The organism is Granulicella sp. S190 (genome assembly GCF_009766095.1).
In the GTDB taxonomy this organism is placed as follows: domain Bacteria; phylum Acidobacteriota; class Terriglobia; order Terriglobales; family Acidobacteriaceae; genus Edaphobacter.
Genome location: NZ_LMUD01000009.1, coordinates 269,555 through 294,644, shown reverse-complemented (window position 1 = coordinate 294,644; position 25,090 = coordinate 269,555). Strand labels below are relative to the sequence as shown.

Annotated in this window: 21 protein-coding genes; 7 read left to right on the top strand and 14 right to left on the bottom strand. The window is 58.9% G+C overall.

Translation table 11 applies throughout. The annotated features are described in order from the left end of the window. The 10 genes from GSQ94_RS21275 to GSQ94_RS05045 all read right to left on the bottom strand — a co-directional run. Nucleotides 1-537 (bottom strand): biotin carboxylase N-terminal domain-containing protein (locus GSQ94_RS21275; protein WP_305794711.1); only part of this gene is annotated, 537 nt, incomplete at its 3' end. A gap of 114 nt (nt 538-651) precedes the next feature. Next, entirely contained in the window at nt 652-1,473 is an 822-nt protein-coding gene (locus tag GSQ94_RS05085) for a hypothetical protein (RefSeq protein WP_158942223.1), read from the bottom strand. 507 nt (nt 1,474-1,980) lie between these two features. Then, nucleotides 1,981-2,415 (bottom strand): biopolymer transporter ExbD, encoded by a 435-nt coding sequence (locus GSQ94_RS05080; RefSeq protein ID WP_158942519.1) that lies wholly within the window; start codon nt 2,413-2,415, stop codon nt 1,981-1,983. A gap of 59 nt (nt 2,416-2,474) precedes the next feature. Further along, nucleotides 2,475-2,921, bottom strand: a complete 447-nt coding sequence (locus GSQ94_RS05075) for an ExbD/TolR family protein (protein ID WP_158942222.1) — start codon at nt 2,919-2,921, stop codon at nt 2,475-2,477. Nucleotides 2,922-3,069: 148 nt separating this feature from the next. After that, nucleotides 3,070-3,813: a MotA/TolQ/ExbB proton channel family protein gene (locus tag GSQ94_RS05070; protein ID WP_158942221.1), complete on the bottom strand. Its 744-nt coding sequence runs from the start codon at nt 3,811-3,813 to the stop codon at nt 3,070-3,072. 116 nt (nt 3,814-3,929) lie between these two features. Beyond that, nucleotides 3,930-4,664, bottom strand: coding sequence for an energy transducer TonB (locus tag GSQ94_RS05065; RefSeq protein WP_158942220.1), 735 nt, complete (start codon nt 4,662-4,664; stop codon nt 3,930-3,932). Nucleotides 4,665-4,777: 113 nt separating this feature from the next. Beyond that, nucleotides 4,778-5,740: a protein translocase subunit SecF gene (gene secF / locus GSQ94_RS05060; RefSeq protein WP_158942518.1), complete on the bottom strand. Its 963-nt coding sequence runs from the start codon at nt 5,738-5,740 to the stop codon at nt 4,778-4,780. A 106-nt stretch (nt 5,741-5,846) separates the two neighbouring features. Further along, on the bottom strand, nt 5,847-7,454 hold the full coding sequence (gene secD / locus GSQ94_RS05055; RefSeq protein ID WP_158942219.1) for a protein translocase subunit SecD: 1,608 nt from the start codon (nt 7,452-7,454) through the stop codon (nt 5,847-5,849). Nucleotides 7,455-7,622: 168 nt separating this feature from the next. Continuing rightward, nucleotides 7,623-7,934, bottom strand: coding sequence for a preprotein translocase subunit YajC (gene yajC, locus GSQ94_RS05050; protein ID WP_158942517.1), 312 nt, complete (start codon nt 7,932-7,934; stop codon nt 7,623-7,625). A 108-nt stretch (nt 7,935-8,042) separates the two neighbouring features. Then, nucleotides 8,043-8,270 (bottom strand): hypothetical protein, encoded by a 228-nt coding sequence (locus tag GSQ94_RS05045; RefSeq protein WP_158942218.1) that lies wholly within the window; start codon nt 8,268-8,270, stop codon nt 8,043-8,045. A 59-nt stretch (nt 8,271-8,329) separates the two neighbouring features. On the opposite strand from GSQ94_RS05045, the gene GSQ94_RS05040 reads away from it, so the two are divergent. After that, a complete protein-coding gene (locus GSQ94_RS05040) occupies nt 8,330-8,830 on the top strand; it encodes a heme-degrading domain-containing protein (RefSeq protein ID WP_158942217.1) in 501 nt (166 codons plus the stop codon). A 71-nt stretch (nt 8,831-8,901) separates the two neighbouring features. After that, nucleotides 8,902-10,488, top strand: a complete 1,587-nt coding sequence (locus tag GSQ94_RS05035) for a hypothetical protein (protein ID WP_158942216.1) — start codon at nt 8,902-8,904, stop codon at nt 10,486-10,488. On the opposite strand, the gene tgt is transcribed toward GSQ94_RS05035, so the two are convergent. Beyond that, nucleotides 10,481-11,620 carry a tRNA guanosine(34) transglycosylase Tgt gene (gene tgt, locus GSQ94_RS05030; RefSeq protein ID WP_158942215.1) on the bottom strand — a complete coding sequence of 380 codons (1,140 nt, stop codon included), beginning with the start codon at nt 11,618-11,620 and terminating at the stop codon, nt 10,481-10,483. The genes GSQ94_RS05035 and tgt overlap by 8 nt on opposite strands. 186 nt (nt 11,621-11,806) lie before the next feature. On the opposite strand from tgt, the gene GSQ94_RS05025 reads away from it, so the two are divergent. The 3 genes from GSQ94_RS05025 (at nt 11,807) to GSQ94_RS05015 (ending at nt 16,422) form a co-directional block, all read left to right on the top strand. Further along, on the top strand, nt 11,807-13,573 hold the full coding sequence (locus tag GSQ94_RS05025; RefSeq protein WP_158942214.1) for a phospholipase C: 1,767 nt from the start codon (nt 11,807-11,809) through the stop codon (nt 13,571-13,573). 115 nt (nt 13,574-13,688) lie between these two features. After that, complete coding sequence (locus tag GSQ94_RS05020; RefSeq protein WP_254063659.1) at nt 13,689-15,362, top strand: multicopper oxidase family protein; 1,674 nt, start codon at nt 13,689-13,691, stop codon at nt 15,360-15,362. Nucleotides 15,363-15,546: 184 nt separating this feature from the next. Continuing rightward, entirely contained in the window at nt 15,547-16,422 is an 876-nt protein-coding gene (locus GSQ94_RS05015) for an aldo/keto reductase (RefSeq protein WP_158942213.1), read from the top strand. 4 nt (nt 16,423-16,426) lie between these two features. On the opposite strand, the gene GSQ94_RS05010 is transcribed toward GSQ94_RS05015, so the two are convergent. Together GSQ94_RS05010 and GSQ94_RS05005 are read right to left on the bottom strand one after the other, a co-directional pair. Continuing rightward, entirely contained in the window at nt 16,427-18,400 is a 1,974-nt protein-coding gene (locus GSQ94_RS05010; RefSeq protein WP_158942212.1) for a S9 family peptidase, read from the bottom strand. Nucleotides 18,401-18,538: 138 nt separating this feature from the next. Next, nucleotides 18,539-19,348, bottom strand: a complete 810-nt coding sequence (locus GSQ94_RS05005) for a hypothetical protein (protein WP_158942211.1) — start codon at nt 19,346-19,348, stop codon at nt 18,539-18,541. 194 nt (nt 19,349-19,542) lie between these two features. On the opposite strand from GSQ94_RS05005, the gene GSQ94_RS05000 reads away from it, so the two are divergent. Continuing rightward, nucleotides 19,543-20,862 carry a TCR/Tet family MFS transporter gene (locus GSQ94_RS05000; protein WP_158942210.1) on the top strand — a complete coding sequence of 440 codons (1,320 nt, stop codon included), beginning with the start codon at nt 19,543-19,545 and terminating at the stop codon, nt 20,860-20,862. Between the two features lie 361 nt (nt 20,863-21,223). Further along, nucleotides 21,224-23,461 carry a malectin domain-containing carbohydrate-binding protein gene (locus GSQ94_RS04995; protein WP_158942209.1) on the top strand — a complete coding sequence of 746 codons (2,238 nt, stop codon included), beginning with the start codon at nt 21,224-21,226 and terminating at the stop codon, nt 23,459-23,461. Between the two features lie 104 nt (nt 23,462-23,565). Here the strand turns inward: GSQ94_RS04995 and GSQ94_RS04990 are convergent, their stop codons facing one another. Continuing rightward, nucleotides 23,566-24,993 (bottom strand): DUF2252 domain-containing protein, encoded by a 1,428-nt coding sequence (locus GSQ94_RS04990; RefSeq protein ID WP_254063658.1) that lies wholly within the window; start codon nt 24,991-24,993, stop codon nt 23,566-23,568. Between the last annotated feature and the right edge of the window lie 97 nt (nt 24,994-25,090).

The following is a 25,090-nucleotide window of genomic DNA, read 5'->3' as shown; positions in this document are numbered from 1 at the left end:
ATCCTCCGCCCGCGTCACCGCCCGCATGCCCTCCCCGCCGCCGCCCGCCGCGGCCTTCAGCATCACCGGGTACCCAATCCCCGCCGCCACGTGCAGCGCCTCGGCCACATCGGCCAACCCTGTTACACTCCCTGGAACACGGGGCATCCCCGCCGCATCCGCCGCCTGCCGCGCCTTGGTCTTCGACCCCAACACCCGCATCGCACTCGCCGGCGGCCCGATGAACGTCACCCCCGCTGCAGCACATGCCTCCGCGAACTCCGCATTCTCCGACAGGAACCCATACCCCGGGTGCACCGCATCCGCTCCCGACCGTCGCGCCACCTCCAGGATCAACTCACCCCGCAGATAGCTCTCTGCCGCAGGAGCTGGCCCAAGCCGGTACGCCTCATCCGCCTGCAACACATGTAATGCCCCCCGGTCGGCATCCGAGTAAACCGCCACCGTGGCAACCCCCACCTCCCGGCACGCACGAATCACCCGCAGCGCAATCTCGCCGCGATTCGCAATCAACACTTTTTTTATCGACCGTCGCAAGCGGCCATTCTATCGCAGACGACAATCGCCTCCACGACACTAAGCTCCTCCCTACGCAGAAGAGGCCTCCCATCAAGGGAGACCTCCTGCACTACAACAACAGACGACGGCAGCTTACTGCATCGAAACGCCGCCTTGCGTTGCCTTTTCCTTCTTCAGCTCATTTTCCTTACGGGCACCCATAGCCTTCTGGATCCACGAGTCAACCTGAGCCATATCAGCCTTGCGAGCCGCTTCGTCTCCGCACTCCAGATCTGCTTTGCGGCGGTAGGTCAATTGCAGATACTGCATGGCGTCATCATAGGTCGGGTTCAGCTCCACGGCCTTATTGAGAAACTGCAGCCCTTCATTGACCAGCTCAGTGTTTGCAGCCTGCAGCTTCTGGCAAGCGCCCTTGCTCTTCTTGGGATTCCCATCGCCCTGATCCGTCAGCCCGTCCGCAGCAAGAATCGTAATCGCATTCTTATAGGCCAGCGTCCAGTCCACGAAACCCACCGTGTAGTAGGCCTCCGGATCATCTGGAGAAAGCGCAATGACCTTTTTCTCATACTCTTTTGCCGCATCAAATTTCTTGATATTACGGTTGATTGAGGCGATCTGTTTCAGCGCTGTCAGATCGTTTGGGTTTTTCTCCAGAACTGCGTTGAAGCCGTCCAATGCCTTTTGCGCGATCGCCAGGTTTTCTGGCGTATCCAGATTTGGCACAACCTGATAGGAGTATGCCGTTGCTAGATAGAGCTTGGCGACCTCTGACTTTGGGTCTAAGGCAATGGCATTTTGAAAGTGATTAGTCGCCTCCTCGTAGCGTGCGTTTTTAAATGCCTGCACGCCCTTGGTTAGCTGGTCCCGCGACTTTAAAACATTGCAGCCGGTTGCAGTGAGAAGCAGCAGCGTCAGCAAAGCAGCCGTAACCGGAATCCGTGCGGTGAATTTCATTGGGCGAATCATCTCCTTCAAAATTGGGCGCGAGTTTCTATTGCAGAGACCAGGGAAAACAATCTAACCAAGTTTCGGCTTTCGATTGATTGTAATGGTATATCTCCAAACGTGACTAGGGCAGCTTTCTTTCCCTTCCTTAAAAGGGAGAACAGTCGGTCTTTTGTACTACAACCATAGAGCTTCTGCATAGATCCAAGTACTTCTTTCAAGGTTCGATGCCTCTGGACGCCCGAACGCCTGCCGGAACTTAAACAAAAGTGGCTAAACTATACGCCCACCCGACGGCTCCAAAGCAGCAGCGATTACTCCATCTTTTCACTCTTTGGTGATTATCCCTCATCTCAAAACAGACCTTCACAGATCCCGTTGCTGGAAGATGGATACTACCCATCTTGGCTCCTGCGACGATTCTGGAGCCTTCGGTCGATTTTGCGCCTTGCAAAAAAACATACAGGCGGCAGGCCCACATAGGGCTTGCCGCCTGTAGAAACTTTCGTTCCTAATTTACTGTCCCGCTTCGACCCGGGGGGTAATGAGACCGATGTTGTCTACTCCAGCCTGATGACCAAAATCGATAACTTCAGCGACCTTGCTGAAATCAAGATCTTTGTCTCCTTTGACGAACATTACCTTCTCCTGCCGGGTAGCAAAGATCTCAGCAAGTTTTGGCTCCAAATCCGTCTTGTTGAACGAAGTATCGTTGATCTTATAAGCCGGTGCAGCAGCGCCGTTCGACTGAACCTGCACAACGATCGTGCGATCGTTTTGCGGCTCTTCCTTGTGATCCTTAGGCGGTTGAGGAACCAGTGTCTCCAACCCTCGAGGCGTCACCGGCACGATGACCATGAAGATGATCAGAAGTACCAGAAGCACGTCGATAAGCGGGGTTACGTTGATCTCGGAAACCGCTCCGCCAGTATTTCCACCACCCATTCCCATAGCAATCTCCTCTAACACTCAAACCGCTCCAGAAGATGCGAGTCCGGCTTCTTACCTAACTACTTCTTCGTTGTCGTCGTCGAACTGTCGTCTGTTCTCTCGGTGAGCAGGCCAAGCTGGCTGACCCCCGCGGACCGGATTCCATCGACCGCATCCATTACCTTGCCGTAGTTGGCCCGGATGTCAGCGCGCATGAAAACTTCTTTGCTGGTCTTGTTCTCCAGCTTCGCTGCGACCTTGGGACCGAGATCATCCAGGGTCACCTGATCGCCGCCGAGAAATGTTCTGCCGTCGCGTGTAACCGCAACAACCACCGCGTCTTCTTTATTGGCGTCTTCCATCACCACCGCGGCATCAGCCTTCGGCAGATCTACGTTGACCTTGTTGTTCAGCATGGGGGTGATGACCATGAAGATGATCAACAACACCAGCATCACGTCCACCATCGGCGTCACGTTGATGTTGGAGTTGACCTTCTTGCCCTCATCCCTCTTATTAATACCCATAACGTATGCTCCGTCCGGTTGCTGTATTTTCTCTCCCTGCGATATCCGTCAGCTGCCCGGGCACCGTTCGCTGGCGGTGTCCGGGAGCTGTCAGAGTTGTGATTCCCGCAGAGTGCTGCTGCTTGATTACGCGTTCAGGACTGAAGTCTTACCGATGGCTCTGCTTGATGAAGTAGTCGACCAGTTCGCTCGAGCTGTTATCCATCTCGACGTCAAATGCTTCGACCTTACCGGTGAAGTAGTTGAACGTCATAACGGCCGGGATAGCGACGAGCAGACCGAACGCGGTCGTCACGAGAGCCTCCGAGATACCGCCGGCGACCGCGCCGATACCGGACGTCTTCTGCGTTGCAATCTGTTGGAAGGCGTTCAAAATACCGACCACGGTACCGAACAGACCGATAAACGGTGCTGTCGAACCGATCGTGGCCAAACCGCCCAAGCCGCGCTTCAGCTTGGCATGCACGATTGCTTCAGAACGCTCGAGAGCGCGCTTCGAGCTTTCGATCTGCTCTTCCGTGATGTTGCCGCCTGAACCAAAGCTGCGGAACTCCTGGAGACCAGCAGTGACAACCTCTGCAAGGTGCGACTTCTTGGAGCGATCTGCAACTTTGATCGCCTCATCAAGACGACCATCCTTCAATGCACCCGCTACCTTGGGAGCAAACTCACGCGACTGCTTGCGGGCTGCCGAAAAGTAAAGCGCACGGTCGATGATCACAGCGAGCGACCAGATCGACATGATGAAGAGGAAGATAACGACGCAACGAGCCAGCCAGCCCATATTGGACCAGAGACCCATAACACTGAAGCTGACCTGCGCCTCTTCAAAGTACAGGGCGAGGGCAGCGGGAACATGAGCGAAGGTTGTTGCGAGATGAGCGAGAATCACTGGAATATTTCCTCCTGATAGAACTCTAACTTTCAGAATCTTTACCCGGGAATCCCCCAAAAGTTCGACACCTTTGGGAGACCCGCGAGAGACGTCGTTGCGTGATCAGCCTTGGTCTAGCCGCCGCCGAAGTTGAAGTTGACCGTGATCTGCGTATCCACCTCGGTCGGCTCACCATTGAGGAAGTACGGCTTATATCGCCATCCTTGAACCGCTGACACAGCACTCGATCTCAGCATCTCAGGACCGCTGATAACCTCCAGCTTTTCAATCGAGCCCGACTTCGAGATCACCGCATGAAGAACTACAGCACCCGACACGTGAGCAGCACGAGCGATTGGCGGATAGACCGGATTCGAGCCCGAAAGCTTGTTACCGGCCACAACACCGCTCGAAACTCGCTGCGGTCCCTTCGGGGGGGCAACCTTGACGACCGGCGTCGGCGCAGTGCCGATACCACCCATCACGCCGCCTGGGACGCCGCTTCCACTACCCATCCCGGCCATTCCGGCAACGCCGGCGACCTGAGGAGGAGGAGCAGCATCTTCCTTCAGCATCTTAATGTCTTTGGGAATCTTGGTTGGAGCATGAAGGCCGGCATCGATCTCAGAGACCATCTTGATCGGCTTCACGATCTGCTGCGGGGGTGGCGGGGGTGGTGGAGGTGGGGGTGGAGGCGGCGCTGTCAGCATCGCAGTCATTGCCGTCTTCGGCAAAGCCTCCGGATACAGCAGCGGAATAAGGATCATGGTTGCCAGGATCGCGCCATTGAAGACAAAGGTCCCAATCATCCAGTACTTGGATTTGGTCTTGATCTGGCCGCCGGATTCCATCAACGAGGATTCGAACATATGCAGCCTCTTTACTGTGAAGAAGAGCTATTTTTCTTTAGACACCACGTTGCTTCATTTTGTTCCCGGGTTAAGAATCGCCCAGGTTATTCCATCGGCAGAAGAGCCGATCTCTACACCCTCGCGCGTTTCCCCGCAGGTAGTGTTACCGACTTGCCTTTGCTTACCCGCCAGTCCTGGTACGCCACCAGCATCGGTGCCGCCACAGCGATCGACGAATAGGTTCCAATCAGAATCCCAATCACAAGGGCGAAAGAAAACCCGTGCAGCACCTCGCCGCCAAACAGGTACAACGACAGCACCGTCAGGAAGGTAAGGCCAGACGAGATCACCGTTCGACTCAGCGTCTGATTGATGCTTCTGTTGACGACATCATGCAGCGACTCCCTCCGCGATAACGCCAGGTTTTCGCGAATGCGGTCGAAGACGACGATAGTGTCGTTCATCGAATAACCAATCAATGTCAGGATTGCTGCGATTACGGTAAGCGTAATCTCCTGATTCGTCAAACTAAACGCGCCAACCGTAATCAACGTATCATGAAACACCGCAACAACCGCCGCTACGCCGTAGATCAGCTCGAATCGGAACCAGAGATAGATCAGCATTCCAATCAACGAGTACAAGGTCGCCAGCCAGGCCTGCTTCTGCAGCTGCTTGCCCGCCGTCGGCCCCACAATCTCCTCCTGCTCAATCGTGAATGCGGAGTCGTGATAGTTGGCGCTCAAAGCGCCCTCGACACTCTTGCGGCCCGCGTCGTGCGACTGGTCGCTCGCCGTCGACTCCGGCAGAGCAATGATCACCTTGTTGGCCGCATGGCCGCTGGGATCGCTGACTCGCTGAATCCGGGCATCATGAACGCCAGAGCGATCCATCGCCTGTCGAATGTGATCCTCATTCGGAGTCTGATCAAAGGCCACGCGAATCTGGGTGCCTCCCTTGAAGTCAACTCCTAGCGGAATGTGATGCCAGAAGAGGATGCTGAGCAGTCCTGCAACAGAAAAAATTAGGGAAAACCCAAGGAAATACCACTTCTTCCCGAGCCAATCGATATTCGTAGTTTTAAACAGTTCCAAGCTCACGCTTTACTCCAGTTGTCAGTAATCAGTTATTAGTTTTCAGTCCCGCATTACAAAGCGATCCGCTCTACATCTGACAGCTGAGAACGGACAACTGAGAACTTCAAATAGACAGTGCCGCACCGCGTTCTTTCTTCTGCAGAATCGCATCGAAGATCACGCGAGAGACCAGCACCGCGGTAAACAGATTGGCAAACAGACCGAAGGCCAGCGTCACCGCAAACCCGCGAACCGGTCCCGAACCGAACAGGAACAGGATCATCGCCGAAACGATGGTCGTCACGTGGGTATCGATGATCGTCACCCATGCATGCGCAAACCCCTGCTGCACCGCCGCAGCCGCCGTCTTTCCGGCACGCAGCTCCTCGCGAATGCGCTCGAAGATCAGCACGTTGGAGTCAACGCCCATACCGATGGTAAGGATCACACCCGCAATGCCAGGCAGTGTCAGCGTCGAGCCGGTGAAGCCCATGAACCCAAGCAGGATCACCAGGTTCAGAATCAGCGCCAGATCCGCATTGATGCCCGCGCCGCGATAGTACACCAGCATGAACACCATCACCGCCAGCATGCCCGCAATCGCAGCGACCACGCCCTGGTGAATCGAAGCGGCGCCAAGGCTCGGCCCAACCGTCCGCGTCTCAAGGTAAGAGATCGAGGCCGGCAACGCGCCCGTGCGCAACATCAGCGAAAGATCATTCGCCTGCTGCTGCGTAAACGCGCCGGTGATCTCGCCGCTGTCGCGTATCGCCGACTGAATCCCCGCGACCTCGCGAACCTTGTTGTCCAGCAGGATCGCCATCGAACCCGGCGTCGCGCTCGAAGCCGTATGTGCCTCGGTGTACTTGTAGAAGCGGTCGCCCGCCTCCGTCGTCAGGTTGAAGCGAATGTTCGGCCGGCCGTTCTGATCCTGCCCCGGCTGAGCATCGCGAAAGTCCGTACCTTCCACCTCGCTCACCCGCTTCAGCAGGAAGATCTGATCCGGCGATCCAGCAGAAGCCGATCCATGGACCAGCATCGAATCCGCAGGAATCACTCCGCCGTTCGCCTGCAGCGCCGCCTGGTCGCTGTCATAGGGTCCACCCGTCACCGCATGAATCGAAAGCTTCGCGGTCGACTGGATAATATCTTCCACTCGCGCTGGATCGTCCACTCCCGGCAACTCCACCAGGATCTGGTTCTCGCCCAGCCCATACTTCTGAATGACAGGTTCGCTGACGCCCAGCTTGTCGATGCGCTCGCGAATCGTCTCAATCGACGTATCCAGCGTGCGCGTCTCCAGATCACGAATCGCGCCCACCTTCATCGTCAACGAAGAGTTTCCGTCCGGCGTGGTTGCGACGTCGTAGGTCGAATAGTCATTGCCCTGCAGCACGCCACGAGCGTCGCTCAACTTCGCCGCCGGAACCCCCGAGACGATAATCGTCTGTGGTCGCGTCGGGTCTGTCTTGCCCACAACCGCGCCGGTAATGCCGGCTTTCTGCAGATCGCCCTCAAGACGCGCCACATCGCGGTCCGTAGCCGATGCAACTGCCTCTGCGACGTGGACTTCGAGCACCAGGTGAGTGCCGCCCTTAAGGTCCAGCCCTAGGTGGATACGATCTTTAATCGACTGCGTGAGCCCGCCATGGGGAATGCCCACAATGCCGAAACAGAAGATCACTAGTACCGCAACGATGAATGCCGATTTCCCGGCCAGATTCTTGCCCATGATCTTTATTGAAGGATGCAGCCGCAGTACTTACTTTCACGCCGCCGCCGCAATCCTCATCTCTTCCTCATCCGTAGATAACGGTTCAATCTCAACGTGCCTGCTTCTAAATTTGATACAGCCAGCCTGATACAGCGAAATCGAACCTGCTTTGCTTGAATCTTCCTTCTAGGCAGCCTGTTCGTCAGTCGTAACCGCGGCAATCGCGCTCTTGACGAACTCAAGCTTCACGCCATCCGGTTGAACTTTAAGAATCACCAGATCGTCCTTCACGGTAAGAACCGTGCCGCGGATACCGCCGTTGGTGGTGACGCGGTCGCCGGACTTCAACTGGCCCAGCATCTCCTGCCACTTTTTTTGCTTCCTCTGGTTCGGCGCGATCATCAAAAAGTAAAGCACCACAAAGAACAGTATCGGTAGTGCAAGACTGCTTAGATTTCCCAGTCCGCCCATCGCACTCTGCAACCACATTGCAAAAATCAATCAAAGCTCCGTTCGACAACTCAGTCTTCTCTGGCAACCGCCCGCATAACGGCAGGCAAGCGTGCTCTACTGGACGCAGCTTTGCTAACTGCGCGAAAAGTGTGCCTAGCCCCTAAGCATCGCGTAACCGCTCGACACTGTCAAGGCGCAGACCCCACTCATCCCTTCGCCGAACGCCGTCTCCAGGCCATCTTTATCGCCCCGGACGCCCCAGGCATACTCTGCGCAATGCGTCGATAGTCTGCTGCCGTCTCCTGTCACCTCGCTCGAAAAATCTCCAAACAGCCTACGCCCCTCTGCCACCCCAGCACTCAATTTGGCAGGCAATCCCATAAACTGTCTGCATCCTGTCGTTTGACTCGACCCCGACACCAACAAAAAGGAGCAGACCCATGCCGATCCCCGAAGACCTCGCCGCCATCGCCCGTCAAGAGGCGACGCTCCGCCTCCCCACCTTCGACTACGACACCGCCTGGCGCCTCGGTCTCAGCCTCCGCGAGCTGGCCATCTCCCGCAAACAGTCTGTGGTCATCGACATCCGCCGCTTCGGCCAGCCGCATCAGCAGCTCTTCTATACCGCCCTCACCGGCACTACTCCCGACAACGCCCGCTGGGTGCAGCGGAAATCGAACGTGGTCGCCCGGTTCCATCGCAGCTCCTACGCCATCGGCCTCGAACTGGAGCAGACCAAACGCACCTTCAGCGAACGCTTCCACCTTCCCGACGCCGACTACGCCGCACACGGGGGCTGCTTTCCAATCCACGTCACCGGGGCAGGCGTCCTCGGCTGCATCACCGTCTCCGGCCTGCCCCAGCGCGAAGACCACAATCTCGTCATCGAAGCCCTTTGCCTGCAACTTGGGCAAGACCACGACTCCCTCCGCCTCGCCTGACCGTCCTTCACAAATGTTCTAATAAACTCTTCGCCGCCACCCGCAACGGCGAACAGGAGCAGCTCAAGCAAATGTCGGATCGGCTCTACGCCACCACCAGGACAATCTCAACGATATTCCTCCTGGGATGTCTCTTCCTCTTCGTCCTCCGCACCTGGCACTGGCCCCTCATGGGCGACGCCGCGCTCATGCACTACATCGTCTTCCTTATGGATCACGGCATGGCGCCCTACCGCGACATCATCGACCCCAACATGCCCACCACGCTCCTGATCGAGGGCGCAGTGATGCACTTCTTTGGCGGCAACTCGCTGACGTGGCGACTCTTCGATCTCTTTCTCCTCGCCACCGCTGCGGTCTCCATGTTTGTCCTATGCAAACCTTACAGCTGGTTCGCCGGACTCTTCGCAGCATCGCTCTTTGCCCTCATCCACGGCCGCGACGGCCTTATCGACCTAGGCCAGCGCGACCTCACCATGGCAGTCGCCCTCCTCATCGCCTACGCCTTCCTCTTCACCGGCCTCCGAGTCCACCAAGCCGAAGCTACAAAGCCTTGGGCTACTACCCTATTCGGATTCTTCTGCGGAGTTGCCGTCACAGTCAAACCATCCATCCTCCTTCTGGTCCCCTGCGTTCTGTGCCTCGAAGCCGTCGCCCTTCGCCGCCGAGGCCGCCCCTTCCTGGCCCACACACTCGGCGGACTACTCGGTCTTCTCGTCCCCGTCGTCCTCACCGCCGCCTGGCTCTACCACCATCACGTCCTTCCTGACTTTCTCCACACCGTATTCCAACTCGTCCCCTACTTACTTCGCCTCGGCACACGAACCTCCGGCCATCTCCTCGCCCACCTCCTCTCCTCCGTGATGCTTCCCATCGTGCTCCTGTGGCTACCCATCGTCCTTCTTAAAAAAGACTGGCTCACCTGGGAGCGTGCAGCCCTGGTCGTTGCCGTTCTCTTCGGATTCATGTCCTTCTATGTGCAAAAGCGAGGCTACCCCTACCACCGCTACCCGTCCGAGGCGTTCCTTCTTCTGCTCATCGCTATCGACTTCACCACCGTTCTCCCACCCACGCCACCGGCTTCGCCCCTCCGCTTTGCCGTGCCTGACTCTCTCCTTCCACGCCTTGCGCTCCTGGGCATCATCGTAGGCGTCTTCGTCATTGGAGGCGGATCGACCGCGCACGCACTCTGGCAGGACTGGCGCAATCAGGAGTTCGACACTATGCTTCGCGCTGACCTCACCCGCCTCGGCGGCCCGGCGCTCTCCGGCAAAGTGCAGTGCCTCGACGTCTCAGACGGCTGCCCCCCCGCCCTCTACAACATGAGACTCGTCCAATCCACCGGCCACCTCTACGACTGTTACCTCTTCTCCCTCCAGCCCATTGCCGAGCGCGATCGCGTCCGCCAACAGTTCTGGCAGCAGATCACCAGCAATCCTCCCACCGTCTTCGTCGTCTCCAGCAACGACTGCGAGGCGTGGCCCGAGCACCCCGGCTACAAATATCAAAAGATGAGCCGCTGGCCCCAGTTCAACGACTACCTTAAAACCAACTACCACCTCGACGTCGAACGGATCCCCCCGCACATGGTCAATGCAGGCAGCAGCCCCTCAAAGCCTCTCGGCTACCGAATCTATGTGCGAAACACCCTCAACTAGCCTCGCCCGTTCCAGCCAGGTCCCCTCTTACCCGTTCCATCGTATCCAGATAAAACGCGATATTGTGAACACTGTTCAGCACCGCGCTCAACGGCTCACCCGACGCAAACAGGTGCCGCAGGTAAGCCCGCGTATATCGCCCGCACACCATGCACCCGCACGACGCATCGATCGGCCCCTGATCCTCCGCGTACTCCTTCTTCTTGATATTCAGCCTTCCCTCAGACGTAAACAGCAGCCCATGCCGCCCAGCCCGCGTCGGCAGCACGCAATCCATCATGTCCACACCCATCCGCGCATACTCTTCGATCTCATCCGGGTACCCCACCCCCATCACATACCGCGGCTTGTCCTTGGGCAGATGCTCCAGCGTCCGCGCGATCATCTCCCGCGTCACCTCCCTCGGCTCCCCCACTGCCAGCCCTCCAATCGCATATCCCGGCAGATCCATCTCCACCAGCCGCTCCGCCGACTCCTTCCTCAAATCCGCATACATCCCACCCTGCACAATCCCGAACAGGCTCTGCGTCTTGCCCTCAAACGCATCCCCCACCGCCTGCGACCACGGCACCGAATGTTTATGTAACTCAAAGTGATCCTTCGACCGCTGCGCCCACGCATGTGTCAACCCCATCGACTCGCGCGTCCGTTCCCAGGTCGCCGGAGTCTCCACGCACTCATCGAAGACCATCGCAATATCGGCCCCCAGCGCAATCTGCACGTCCATCGAGTGCTCCGGCGAAAAGAAGTGCTTGCTCCCATCCAGGTGCGAGCGAAACTCCACTCCCTCCGGCGTAATCTTCCGCAGCTTGCTCAAACTGAATACCTGGAAACCACCCGAATCGGTCAGCATCGGACGCTCCCAGCTCATGAACCGATGCACCCCCCCCATCCGCCGCACCAGCTCATGCCCAGGCCTTAGATAAAGATGATAAGTATTCGCCAGGATGATCTGCGCTCCCTTCCCACCCGCGCCGATCTCCTCCAGCAGACTCTGCGGCACCGCCTTCACGCTCGCCGCCGTACCCACCGGCATAAACACCGGCGTCTCCACCACCCCATGCGCCAGCCTCAGCCGCCCCCTTCGCCCGCCACCCTCTGCTGTCTTGTCTACTTCAAACGAAAATCCCATTCCTTCCATTGTAAGAGGCCACCGGTATGAGCCTACCGAACCCTCTGCCAGACGGTCATACCTGCCCATTCGCTCAGTCACACTCCATTAATTCATCTGCCATTCAACTTCAATTCACAAAGCCAGCCACTTCCACGCCTAACAATAAGGAGCACCGCATCTCCACAAACTTTTGAGGCCTCAAAAATGATTCGGAAACTTCTCGCTCTTTCGCTGTCCTCGACCCTTATTCTCAGCGGCTGCGGCCAGGGAACGGTCAGCACCCCTCCGGGCAATGGCAACTCCAACACCACTCCGCCGCCCGCCCCCCCGACACCGACAACAGCTCAGGCGGCCATCAAGCACGTCGTCGTCATCTTCGGCGAAAATATCTCCTTCGACCACTACTTCGGCACCTACCCCAACGCCGCCAACACTGGTGGAACCACTTTCACCCCAGCGACTGCGGCGACTGTCGCGGCTGCGGCAGCAGGCACCACGCCACTTCCCGCGACCCCGACCAATATCAACAACTATGTCTCGAACCCCACCCTGCTCACAGCCAACCCGAACCTTGCCGGCGGTAACGGCGCTTCGGCCGCGAACCCCTTTCGCCTCGGTCCCAACCAGGCCGCCACAGGTGACCAGGACCACAGCTACGGTCCCGAGCAGATGGCATTTGATGACGGTAAGATGGATCTCTTCCCGCTCTCCGTCGGAACCGCGGACGGAACCACTCTGACCAACCAGACCGCCGCCCCCGGCATCGCGAACACCACCGCCCTCACCATGGGCTACTTTGACGGCAACACGGTCACAGCGATGTGGAACTACGCGCAGCACTATTCAATGAACGACCACTCCTTCGGCACCACCTTTGGCGCTTCTACGCAAGGCGCGATCAACCTTGTCTCCGGCCAGACTAACGGCGCTGTCGTCACCCTTCCGGGTGCGGCCTCCGGAGTCGTCGCTGACGGCCAAGGCGGCTTCACTCTTATCGGAGACGAAGATCCGGCCAACGACGTCTGCTCCTCCTCCAGTGCGACCGTCCAGATGACCGGCAAGAATATCGGCGATCTACTCAACGCCGGCGGCATCTCATGGGGCTTCTTCGAGGGTGGTTTCAACCTGAGCCTCACCAATACCACCACCAACGGTGTCATCGGTTCGGGCACTGGATGCCTCGCAGGTGAGGCGACCGGCAGCCGCGCAACTGGCGCCGTCAACATCCCGGGAAATCCGCTCAAAGCTGACTATATCCCGCACCACCAGCCCTTCCAGTACTACGCCAGCACGGCAAACCCGACCCACATCCGTCCCGCCTCCGTCGCTGCAATCGGCACCTCCGCCGAAACTGGCGCAGGCAAGGCCAATCACCAGTACGACACCCTGGACTTCAACGCCGCGCTCGCTGCAGGCAACATGCCCGCTGTCACCTTCCTCAAGGCCCCCGGCTACCAGGACGGTCACGCTGGCTACTCCGACCCACTCGACGAACAGACCTTCGTCGTCAACGAGATCAACGCGATCCAGAAGTCGTCCTTCTGGTCTTCAACCGCTATCATCATCGCCTACGATGACTCCGACGGTTGGTACGATCACCTCAACAACTTCGTCAACGGCTCCCAAACCACCGCCGACGCTCTTGGTTTCTGCGCAAAGGCGCCTACACTTGGCGGTGTAAACACCACCGCTCCGGTACAGGGTCGCTGCGGCTATGGTCCGCGTCTTCCTCTGATGGTCATCTCTCCTTGGGCTAAGAAGAACTTCGTCGATAACACCGTGACCGACCAGTCTTCCATCACCCGCTTCATCGAGGATGTCTTTCTGTCGAGCACTCGCATCGGTGGTGGCTCTTCTGACGCGGTCGCTGGAAGTATCATGAACATGTTCAACTTCTCTAGCACCGTCCCTCCCAACCCCAACGTGGTCCTTCTCAGTCCCACGACCGGCGCGGTCACATCCGGTAACTAATCACGATATTCACAGTACAGTCACAAACAATCCTTAAACTTGAAGGGCGCACCTCCCACAGGGTGCGCCCTTTTCTATTCTCAATCTGCAATCCCTGCGCCAAGATGGAGTTCGTTTGTCCCCCACCCGCCGCACCATTCTTCAGCAACTCTCTGCCCTCGGTGTTCTCGCCACTCCACCCGTTGCCGTCACAAGACAGATCATGCAGAACCACGATCACCCAGCCAACACCGGCATGGCCACCATGCCCAGTGCTGCGAAGGCTCCCCTGCCTACCATCAACGGTTTATCCCTGACTCCGTTCGTCGATGAGCTACCCCTCCCCGAACCTGCCCGTCCCATCTCACCGGCTCATCCCCACAGCCTTCGTATTACCATGCGCGAGATCCACGCCAAGGTTCATCGTGACGTGCCGGCCACCCGCATGTGGAGCTACGGCCCCACAGCGCTCGCTCCCATCATCGACGTCCGTACCCACCAGCAGCTCCAGGTGCAGTGGGTCAATCAGCTTCCTACCCGGCACTTCCTTCCCATCGACCACTCCCTCCACGGCTGTGGCCGCGATATCCCGGATGTCCGCGCCTGCGTCCACCTCCACGGCGGCCGTGTTCCGTCGAAAGACGACGGCCAGCCCGAAGACTGGTTTGTCCCCGGAAAATCGCGCACCTGCACCTATCCCTTCCAACAAGACTCCACCGCTCTCTGGTATCACGACCACGCCATGGGACTCAACCGCCTCAACATCTACGCCGGACTCTTCGGCATGGTGCTTCTACGTAACGACGCCGAGGACACGCTCAACCTTCCCTCCGGCAAGTACGAGCTTCCTATCCAGATCTACGATCGCCAGTTCACCACTGACGGACAGCTCTACTATCCCGACTCTGGCGACCCCGAACACCCCTGGGTTCCCGAGTTCGGCGGAAGCTGCATCCTCCTCAACGGCAAGATCCGACCCTATCTCGAAGTTGAGCCGCGCCTCTACCGCCTCCGCGTCGTGAACGTCGCCAACAGCAGCTTCTTCAATCTGTCCCTCACCAACCGGCAATCCTTCCATCAGATCGGCTCCGACCAAGGCCTGCTCGCAGCACCAGTCAAAATCACCAACCTGCTGGTTGCTCCGGCTGAACGGGTCGATCTCCTGATCGACTTCTCCCAGGCCCCCGGTCAGTACATTCACCTCATCAACGGCGCCGTCCAGATCCTCGAATTTCGAGTGGCCGCGAAGTCCAGCGAAATCGCCTCAGCGTCTCCATCGACGCGATCTTTACGCGCCCCAAATGGAATCTCCACCGCAGCTTCCATTCCATCCGCGCTCCGCACCGTCGACCGCACCTCCGAGTCCGCCGCAATCACAACCCGTACCATCACCCTCAACGAATATGACGACAGAATCGGCAACTCCATGCTCATGCTGCTCAACCGCAAGCACTGGCACGAGCCTGTCACAGAGACTCCGAAGCTAAACACCACCGAGATCTGGGAGTTCGTCAACCTCACCGAAGACACACATCCCATGCACCTGCACCTGGTGCGATTTCAAATCCTCGATCGCCGTGTCTTCGACGTCTTCGCCTACCGCAACAATCAGGGAACACGCTATCTCGCCGGGCCCACCCCGCCCGAACCGGGCGAACAAGGCTGGAAGGACACCGTGCAGTGCCCTCCCGGCATGATCACCCGCATCGTCGTCCGTTTCGAAGGCTACACCGGAAAATACCTCTACCACTGCCACGTCCTCGAGCACGAAGCCAACGACATGATGCGCCCCTTCGAAGTCATCGCCTGATAAACCTCCCTCCCAACCAACGGGAGGAACACGCGAAGCTCTAAAAAGGCGTGCCAACGCCCGCCCCACGCGCAGTGGGCCCGTCCGGCAGGACAACACGGTTCGAGGCTATCAAAGCGCATCGAACCACGCACCTGCTCCCCAAAGCAAATCGAGGTAGTCTAACCTCCAAGGAGATCGCGCCATGCTAAGGAGAGACTTCCTTCGCCGCTCCACCCGCACCGTCGGAGCCGCCCTTCTCACTCGGTCCGCCATCGCTCGTGCCGCCCTGTTCGAACCAGACCCTCTTCCGCAAAAGTTCCGCGCCCAGGACGAAATCGTCCTAGGCAAAACTGGCATTCGTACAAGCCGGTTAGCCATGGGAACCGGCACTATCGGCTTTGGTGGCTCCTCCAACCAGACCCGTCTCGGCACATCTCCGCTAACCAGGCTCCTCCTCGACGGCTACAACGACAACGGCCTCCGCTTCTTCGACTCCGCCGACTCCTACGGCAGCCATCCCTACGTCGCCGAAGCCCTCAAGCACATCCCCCGCGACAAAGTCACCGTCCTCACCAAGACCGACACTCGCGACCCAGCCGGTGTCCGCGCCGACCTCGACCGCTTCCGTAAAGAGCTCGGCGTCGACTATATCGACATCGTCCTCATCCACTGCGTCACCGAGAGCGACTGGACCACACGCTATCGCGGCGTCATGGACGTTCTCTCCGAAGCCAAACAGAAGGGCATCGTCCGCGCCCACGGCGTCTCCTGCCACAGCCTCTCCGCGCTCCGAGCCGCTGCCGCATCGCCCTGGGTCGAAGTCGATCTCGTCCGCCTCAACCCCATCGGCTCCCACATGGACGCCGACCCCGCAACCGTAATCAGCATCATCAAGCAGATGCGCGCCCAGGGAAAGGGAATCGTCGGCATGAAGATCCTTGGCCAGGGCGATCTCCGCGACAAACCAGCTGAAGCTATCCGCTATGCCTTAGGCACGGGTGTTCTTGACGCCTTCACCATCGGCGCCGAAACCAAACGAGAGCAGACAAATCTCATCCAGCACATCGCCGCAGCCTAAGCCATCACTTAGCCGCAGGAACAGCACCCACGGCCTTTGCCGTAGGGGGCATTCCCAGGTATTTGTCATACCAGTCAAACCACCTCTGGTATCTGTCCCGAATAAAACTAGGCCGCGTGAAACCATGAAACTGCCCTGGATACACAACCAGCTCCGCAGTCGTCCCCACGCTCTTTAACGCCTGGTACATCTGCTCGCCGCCCACCAGCGTCACGTTGAAATCTTTATCCCCACCCATAAACAACGTAGGCGTCACAATCTTATCCGCATGCAAAAACGGATACGACAGCTTCAGATAAGGCTCGACGTTCTTCCACGGCGGCTGCAGTTCATTGTCATACTGCAGAATGTACTCATCCACCCCATACATCCCCAACAGGTTCGCCGTCCCCGCACCACTCGAAGCCGCCTTGAACCGTGTCGTCGAAGCAATCGTGTAGTCGGTCAAAATCCCACCATAGCTCCATCCGCCAACTCCCATGCGGTCCGCGTCGATCTTTCCCGTAGCCACGGCACCGTCGACAGCGGCCAGCAAATCCTTCACCTCCTTATCGCCCCAGTCTGCATTGATCGCCAAGCTATAGTCATGCCCACGCCCCGTGCTCCCGCGATAGTTCACCTGCAGAACCGCAAAACCATGCGCCGCTATCAGCTGCCTGTCTACAGCAAAGCGATGCGAGTCCTGCGACGTAGGCCCACCATGAATCCACAGCAGCATCGGAGCCTTCGCACCCGCAGCATACCCGACTGGCATCGTCAGCAGACTATGCACCTCGCTCCCATCAGAAGCCTTCGCCGATAGATCTTCCGCAGCAACTAAATTCAACTGCGCCAGCAGCGCGTCGTTGTGCGCTGTCAGCTTGCGCAGCGACTTCCCATCCACCGCATAGATCTCAGGCGCGGTCACATCGGTCGTCCACACCACCGCAACATGCCCGGCCCCGGCAGAGACAGCCCCGACGGATCCCTTCTCCGCTGTCAGCCGCTTCACGGCCTTACCCGACAGTGGCACCTCCGCCAGATAATCCACACGATCCTCAGTGATCGTCGTCAGCACAGACTTCCCATCAGCCGCAAGCACCGGCGCTCCCGTCAACATCTCCGCAGTAGCCGGCAACACCTCCGGTACGCCGTCCGCGGCCGAAACCACTGCCAGCCGCTGCATATCGTAGATCGAGTACCTCGGCGAGACTCCCTGCCGATACACAATCCTCTTACTGTCCGGGCTCCACGCCAGCGGACCACCATCCACCCCGGTAAAGCTGGTCAGCTTCTTCGCAACCGACCCGCCCTTCGCCTCCACAACAAACACATCGGAGTTATTCGACCGGTCCGGATCAGGCCCCTCCTGGTTGCTCACAAACGCAATCAACTTCCCATCCGGCGACCACTCCGCCTGTCGCTCGTCGAACTTGTCCTCCGTCTTCTCATCGCCGATCACGCGCGTAAGCTTCTTCGTCGCAATCTCGAACAGAAAAAGATGCTCGCGCTTATCCGACAGATACCCCTGAACATCCTGCTTGAAGTGGTAGCGATCGATCACGATCGGCTTGGGCGGCACAGGCTTCGCGCCCTTCTCCGGCTCCGGCTCTTCCTTCGCTCTCAGCGTCAACAGCAGCTGCCTCGAGTCCGGCGACCATCGGTAGTCCTCCAGGTCTTCCTTTACCTCCGTCAACTGGTGAGCCTCGCCCCCGCGCCGGTCCAGCAGCCACACCTGCGATCCCTTCGCCTTCCCCGGCCGCGACGAAGTAAACGCCAGCCACTCGCCATCCGGGCTCCATCGTGGCGACCCGGCACCCTCCGGCCCATACGTCAACTGCACATCCTGAGACCCGTCCCAGCTCACCATCCACAGCTCGGAGACGCTCTTGTCCTCGCCCACGTCGACCTTCGAGGTCGTATACGCAACCCACTTGCCATCGGGCGAAACCTGCGGCCCACCTACGTTCATCAGCTTCGCCAGGTCATCGAGCACCATAGGCCTCTTCTGACCGAACCCAATGGTTGTCAAAGCACACAAAGGCAGCAGACAAAGTCCAGCGCGTAACATGTGATATCGCATGACACGCAGTCTAGCAGACCTTTTTCCCGCAGTTGTCGGAAGCGCCAGCCTGTCTCACCGCTCCACGAGCGCCACGGCCTGCGCAAGACTCAGATCCTGCCGCAGCTGTTGAAACTCGCTATGAGCCACATGCTCATTTCTGCCGATCTCTTTAAACAACATCGCCTTCCCGTCGATCGCGGTGTTCACCATGGCGTCCTTCCAATCGCCACCCGGCTCCATCTCATGCGCCGTGCTGAAGCTGCTACCCGCATGCACCGTCCCTAGCAACCCGAACCCAATACTCACATCGGTCGGCATCTTTCCTTCAATGCGATGCAACTGCATCGTCCTTTGGTCCACCAGGATTGTTCCCGACATCGCATGCAGCACACGCTCCTCCAGCGACTGCGTCTTGTAAGCCGGGTCAGGATGAAACGCAATCTGCAGATCGTTCCCCATCACCTGCGGATCCCCAAACAAAAACGCCTTCCGCAGCAGCGCCAGCATCTGCTCGGCATGCTCCTCGTCACTCTGTGTTGTCTGCTCCCGCCGCTGAAACTCCTCCGGGTGCGCCGCAATCTGCGACAGCTTTTGTCTCTCCGCCGCCGCGCGATCCGCGCTCAGAGGCTTGCCGTCCTCCTCCAGCAACAGTCTCACCTTGCCCAGCGCAGTCTCCACCACACGCTCCCGCCACAGATGACCACCCGTCCGGTCCGAACGCTCCTCCGACAGATACAAATATCTATTGCGATGCTCCGACGGATCGTTCTCATGGCCCAGCATCGTCTCCACCACATGCCGCGCCGAGCCCGAGCTCTGAGCGAGCGAAATCCCCGCCGCCAAAAAACAACCCAGCACCGTCACTCTCACGACAACCTGCACCAATTCTTGTTCCTCACGTTGTCCGGGGAGTGAGCAGCGCACCCAGTAAAGCACGAACACGCGCCGAAGCTCGGCAAATCACGCCCGCTCTCAATACAGACGAGATCGCAACCCAACAGGACGCGGGCACCCGGATTCGCGGCCGAAATATCCAAGACCTTACACAAAATTCGCGTAGACTAGCCGTCAATCGCATGACCGAACCCCCGCAAAACCCGCAGTCACCGGTCGGATCCCCAGACCCGCTCATCACCGAGCCGGAGTTCGTATCCCCCGACACCGCGCTCCTGCCCAACCCGCCCGCAGGTCGCCGCGCTGCCGCCACCTTCATCTTCTTCACCGTCACCCTCGACATGCTCGCACTCGGCATGATCGCCCCGGTTCTTCCTCGCCTCATCGAAGGCTTCCTCCATGGCGACACCTCCAACGCCGCCAAGATGCTCGGCCTCTTCGGCACCGTCTTCGCCGCCATGCAGTTCTTCTTCTCACCCATCCTCGGCTCTCTCTCAGACCGCTTCGGCCGCCGCCCCGTCGTCCTGCTCTCCAACTTCGGCCTCGGCCTCGACTACATCCTTATGGCCTGGGCCCCCGCGCTCAGCTGGCTCTTCGTAGGCCGCGTCATCTCCGGACTCACCGCCTCCAGCATCCCCACCGCCATGGCCTACATGGCCGACGTCACCCCACGCGAGCGCCGCGCCGCAGCCTTCGGCATGTTGAACGCAGCCTTCGGCATCGGCTTCATCCTCGGTCCTGCCATGGGAGGACTTCTCGGCAACATCAACCCGCGCCTACCCTTCTGGGTCGCTGGCGGCCTCAGCCTCATCAACGGTCTCTACGGCCTCTTCGTCCTGCCCGAGTCCCTCGCCCTCGCCAACCGCAGCCCATTCTCCTGGGCTCGCGCCAACCCCGTCGGCTCCCTCAACCTCCTCAACCGCGGTGGCATGCTCGCCATCTCCGGCGTCCTGCTCCTCGGATACATCGCCCAGCAGGTTCTGATGAACGTCTACGTCATCTACGCCGACTACCGCTATCACTGGACCGACCGCACTGTAGGCCTCTCCCTCGCCGCTGTCGGCATCTTTACCGCCATCTACGGCGCGCTCCTCATAAAACCCGTGATCGCAAAATTAGGCGAGCGCGGCGCCATGACCTTCGGCCTCATCGGCGGAGCCATCGGCTACTGCATGATCGGCTACTCCAAAACCGGCCTTCTCCTCTGGCTCGGCATCCCCGTCCTCAACCTCATGTCCTTCACCTGGCCTTCCGCGCAGAGCATCCTCTCCCGCAAGACCAGCCCCTCCGAACAGGGCCAACTCCAGGGAGCCATCAACAGCCTCCGTGGCATCGCCGGCCTCGTTGGCCCTGCCTTCTTCACCTACATCTTCAGCAGATCGATCAGCGTCGGATCCATCGTCCACACCCCAGGCGCACCCTTCTACGTCGCCGCCTTCATGCTCTTCCTCGGCCTCATCCTCGCCCAATACGCCTCACGCCACTCCCAACCCGCCAGCTAGCTCACTTACCCAGCAACTTCCCGAACGCCTTTCCAGACCAGCCCCCAGCCTCCTTCTTAGCCTGCCGTTGCTTCCGATTCCCCAGGCCGGCTACATCTGCTTGCTGCCTCTTGCGAATGATCGCGACAGGGTCGTGGCGACTATGCAATAATTTGCGCCGCTCGTGGGTCCATGCAGTTCGCGCTGCAGGATTTCGGCTCTGTGGATCCATCGAAGATCCGCAGGATGAACCTGACTCACCATGCTCGTCCTGGTCCTCCCTTGGACTTGCTCTCCTTCCTCCTCGTTCTGCAGAAACGGTGCGGCTCGTCCGGCTGCTGCGCCAAACCAGCTACTTCAATCCTGAAACACGAGGTTATTCATGCATCTCTTTAGAACTTCCGCCTCTGTACTCGGCAAGCTCCTCCTCATCCTATGCGCCGCCCTCTGCGGCTTCGCGGTTCCAGCCTTCGCACAGTACAACTCCACCATCTTTGGACCAAACGTTTACGTCTTCGACCCCACGGTATCCGGCGCTGTCATCAATTCAGACATCGCCTCCATCTCCAACGCCAACGTAAGCAGTGGACAGTTCAGCAGCAGCCGCGCTGCAGTTCTCTTCAAACCAGGCACATACTCCGGGGTGAGCCAGGAGGTAGGCTTCTACACCTCCATCGCCGGCCTGGGACTAACTCCTGACTCGACGGTCTTAAATGGTGGTGGTCTGTATCTCGACGTCACCGACAGCAACGGCAACCTGACGACGAACTTCTGGCGTTCGATGGAAAACCTGCGCATCAACGTGCCCTCAGGCGACACAGAAACCTGGGGTGTCTCCCAGGGCGCCTCGCTCCGTCGCGTTCACATCGCCGGCGGTTTAGAGCTCACCAACCAGAGCTGTGGCGAAGCGAGCGGCGGATTCATCGCCGACACCACCGTCGACAACGGCATCAACGCCTGCTCCCAGCAACAGTGGTACACGCGCAACAGCACCATGGCCTCGTTCACAGACAACGTCTGGAACTTCGTCTTCTCGGGCGACACGTTCACCACCACTGCACCCTCCAACACCTTTCCAAAGAACACAATCCTCTCGACAACCCCGGTAGTCCGCGAAAAGCCTTTTCTCTACATCGACAGCGGCGGAAACTACAACGTCTTCGTGCCCACTGTCAAAACCTCATCGAGCGGTGTGGACTGGACGGCAAACGGCGGCTTGGGAACTGGCTATAGCGACGCCATCAGCACCTTCTATATCGCCACGCCCTCCAACACTGCCGCGCAGATCAACTCTGCACTCTCTTCGGGTAAGAACCTCATCCTTACACCGGGCATCTACAAACTCACTGCGCCCATCAGCATCACCAACGCGAAGACCATCGTCCTCGGTCTAGGCTACCCGACGTTGATTCCGCAAAGCGGCACCTCCGCAATCACTGTTGCCGACGTGGATGGTGTGCAGATTGCAGATCTGCTCATCGATGCCGGGCCGACCAACTCCCCCGTACTCATGCAGATTGGAGTAGCTGGCGCGACCCGCGTAAGCCATGCCGGCAATCCAACCTCGATCAGCGACGTGTACTTCCGTATCGGCGGCGCAGAGGCGGGTACGGCGACAACGAGCCTCGAACTGGATAGCAACAACGTCATCCTGGATAACATCTGGGCGTGGCGAGCGGATCACGGCACCGGTGTAGGCTGGACCACCAACACAGCCTCGCACGGCCTCATCGTCGACGGCGACAATGTCACCGCGCTCGGGCTTGCGGTCGAACACTATCAGCAGAGCCAGGTGCAATGGAACGGCAACAACGGCGAGACCATCTTCTATCAAAGCGAAGATCCCTACGACGTTCCAAGCCAAAGCTCCTGGACCTATAACGGCGCCAACGGCTACCCCTCCTACGAGGTCACATCCAAAGTCTGCTCACACAGTGCCTATGGTCTAGGGATCTACTCCTTCTTCGACGTTCCAAACGTAACCATCTTTCAAAGCAATGCAATCCTCGCTCCCAATGTCTCCGGGATCAACTTCACCAACATGGTCACGGTAATGCTGAGCGGTTCAGGCGGCATCAGCAACGTCATCAACAGCACCGGCGGTGCCACAACCGCAGCCGGTACTCCTCACGACTTCACCTCGTACGCCGGAAATGGCACCTGCTCTACGAGCGCATCGAACGTGGACATTAACGCGGGCGGCGCAGCGGTATCGCCATTCGTCGCGGACACCGACTTCTCCGGTGGCTCGACGTATGCGGTGTCGAACGCCATCTCGACGGCAGGAGTGACCAACCCCGCGCCTGTAGCGGTTTATCAGGATGCTCGAGAAGGAACCTTCACTTATACGGTTCCGGGTTTCGTCGCAGGCAGCACGCACACCGTAAGGCTGCACTTCGCCGAGCTGTACTTCTCAGCCACAGGTCAGCGTGAGTTCGACGTCGCCATCAACGGGACACCCGTTCTCACGAACTTCGACATCGTGGCGACTGCAGGCGGCCAATACAAGGCCAACATCCAGCAGTTCACCGCCACGGCAAACAGCTCTGGCCAGATCGTCATCACCTACAGCAACGGCGCAGTCAACCAACCGGAGATGAGCGGAATCGAGATCCAATAAAGCAGACATTCTCATCCACAGGGAAACATCACGAAGCATCAACCATCACCGCAGACCTCACTCGTCTGCGGTGATTCTTTTTCAGCAATCGCTGTGAGAACGCGCTACTTCGCACCCTCCTTTCTCTTCGTCTTCATGGACTTCATCGGCTTCATCGATTTCACCAGTTCCTTCCAGTCGACCTCTGTTTGATCCGCATAAGACTCCGCGAACTTCCCCACGGCATCATCAAACCGCGTCGAAGTCCCCACGTATCCTGCAATCATCGCGCTATCCCCTGCTCTCGCATGCCCCCGCGCCAACATCTCGCCGCACACTCCCGCATACTCCAGCAGCCCCGCCGACTTGAGATCCTCCAACTGAATCGAAGCCTTGTGATCGTTCAACTGCCTCACCAGGTAATCCCTGCCCTCCATCGTCGTCCAGCCCAGAAACGGATCCGATTGCAGCTGCATCGCGCGCTCCCCATTCACCACGCGCTGTCCCTCATGTTGTCCCCGCCGCCGCTTCCTCTCTTGCCCCTTCAGCGCGCCGGCAACGTAAGGAGCATAGGCCGAAGCAACCTCCTCCTTGATCTGCAAAAACAACGGATCCTTCGCCCCATTGCCCTCCAGAAACACAACGTAATCTCTCAAACCCACCGACCCCGTCCCCACGACCTTGAACGCCACATCCATCGGTCGGTACTGTGCCAGAAAGTGCCGTCGCTCCGGCTGCAGACTCTCCGCATACATCGTCAGAGATCCAACCACCTGCTCCGCCATCGCCCCAGTCAGCCTCTTCAGGTTCGGGGGAATCGTGCGAAACACGCGCTGCGGCCTATCGATGCTCTTCGAACTCTTCGTCGCCTTGACACCCTTCTTCTTCGCCGTAGGAATCTGCCCCTGCTCCTCCGTCAACGTCAACAAGGTATGCATCGGCGTAGCTCGCTCCGCCATCCTCAAAATGCCCGCCACCGGCGACACATTCCCCAGCCGGTGCACCTGGTACTTTGCTACCTGCAGCACAGACATTCGCGAAAACACGTGCATCATCGTCCGATACCGCTCCGTAAACAACGCCGTCGACTCTCTGCAATGCAGATCCTTCGCCCCCGCCGCTCGCCCTGCCAGCACCAGGCTCGTCGCCATCCGCTTCACATCCCACTCGAACGGCGCCACAATCGTCTCGTCAAAATCATTGATGTCGAACACCAGCCGCCCGTCCGGCCCCGCAAACGCTCCCAGGTTCCGCACATGCGCATCCCCGCAAAGCTGAGTGCTGATCCCCGTATTCGCCATCAGCGACAGGTCATACGCCATCACCGGCACGGCCCCGCGAAAGTATCCAAACGGAGAAGCCGCCATCAGCTCCTTCTTCAGCGTCACCAGCGACGGAACCCTTCCCCTCGTCGATACCTCCAGCAGCTTCAGCGGACTCTCCCGCCGCGTCTCCGCCGTCCACGTCCCATGGTGCAGCCGCTTTATCTGCTTCCGTCGCTCTTGTCCAAAGACAAATCGTTCTTTCGCGCTGACCACCTGCATCCGGTCCATCGATCCCCCTGCAAATCTCTGCAATCAAAAGTCTAGCCCACACTCCGGACAAACACCCTCCACGCGCCTGCGCTTGATGTATTCTTGCCCGCATAAG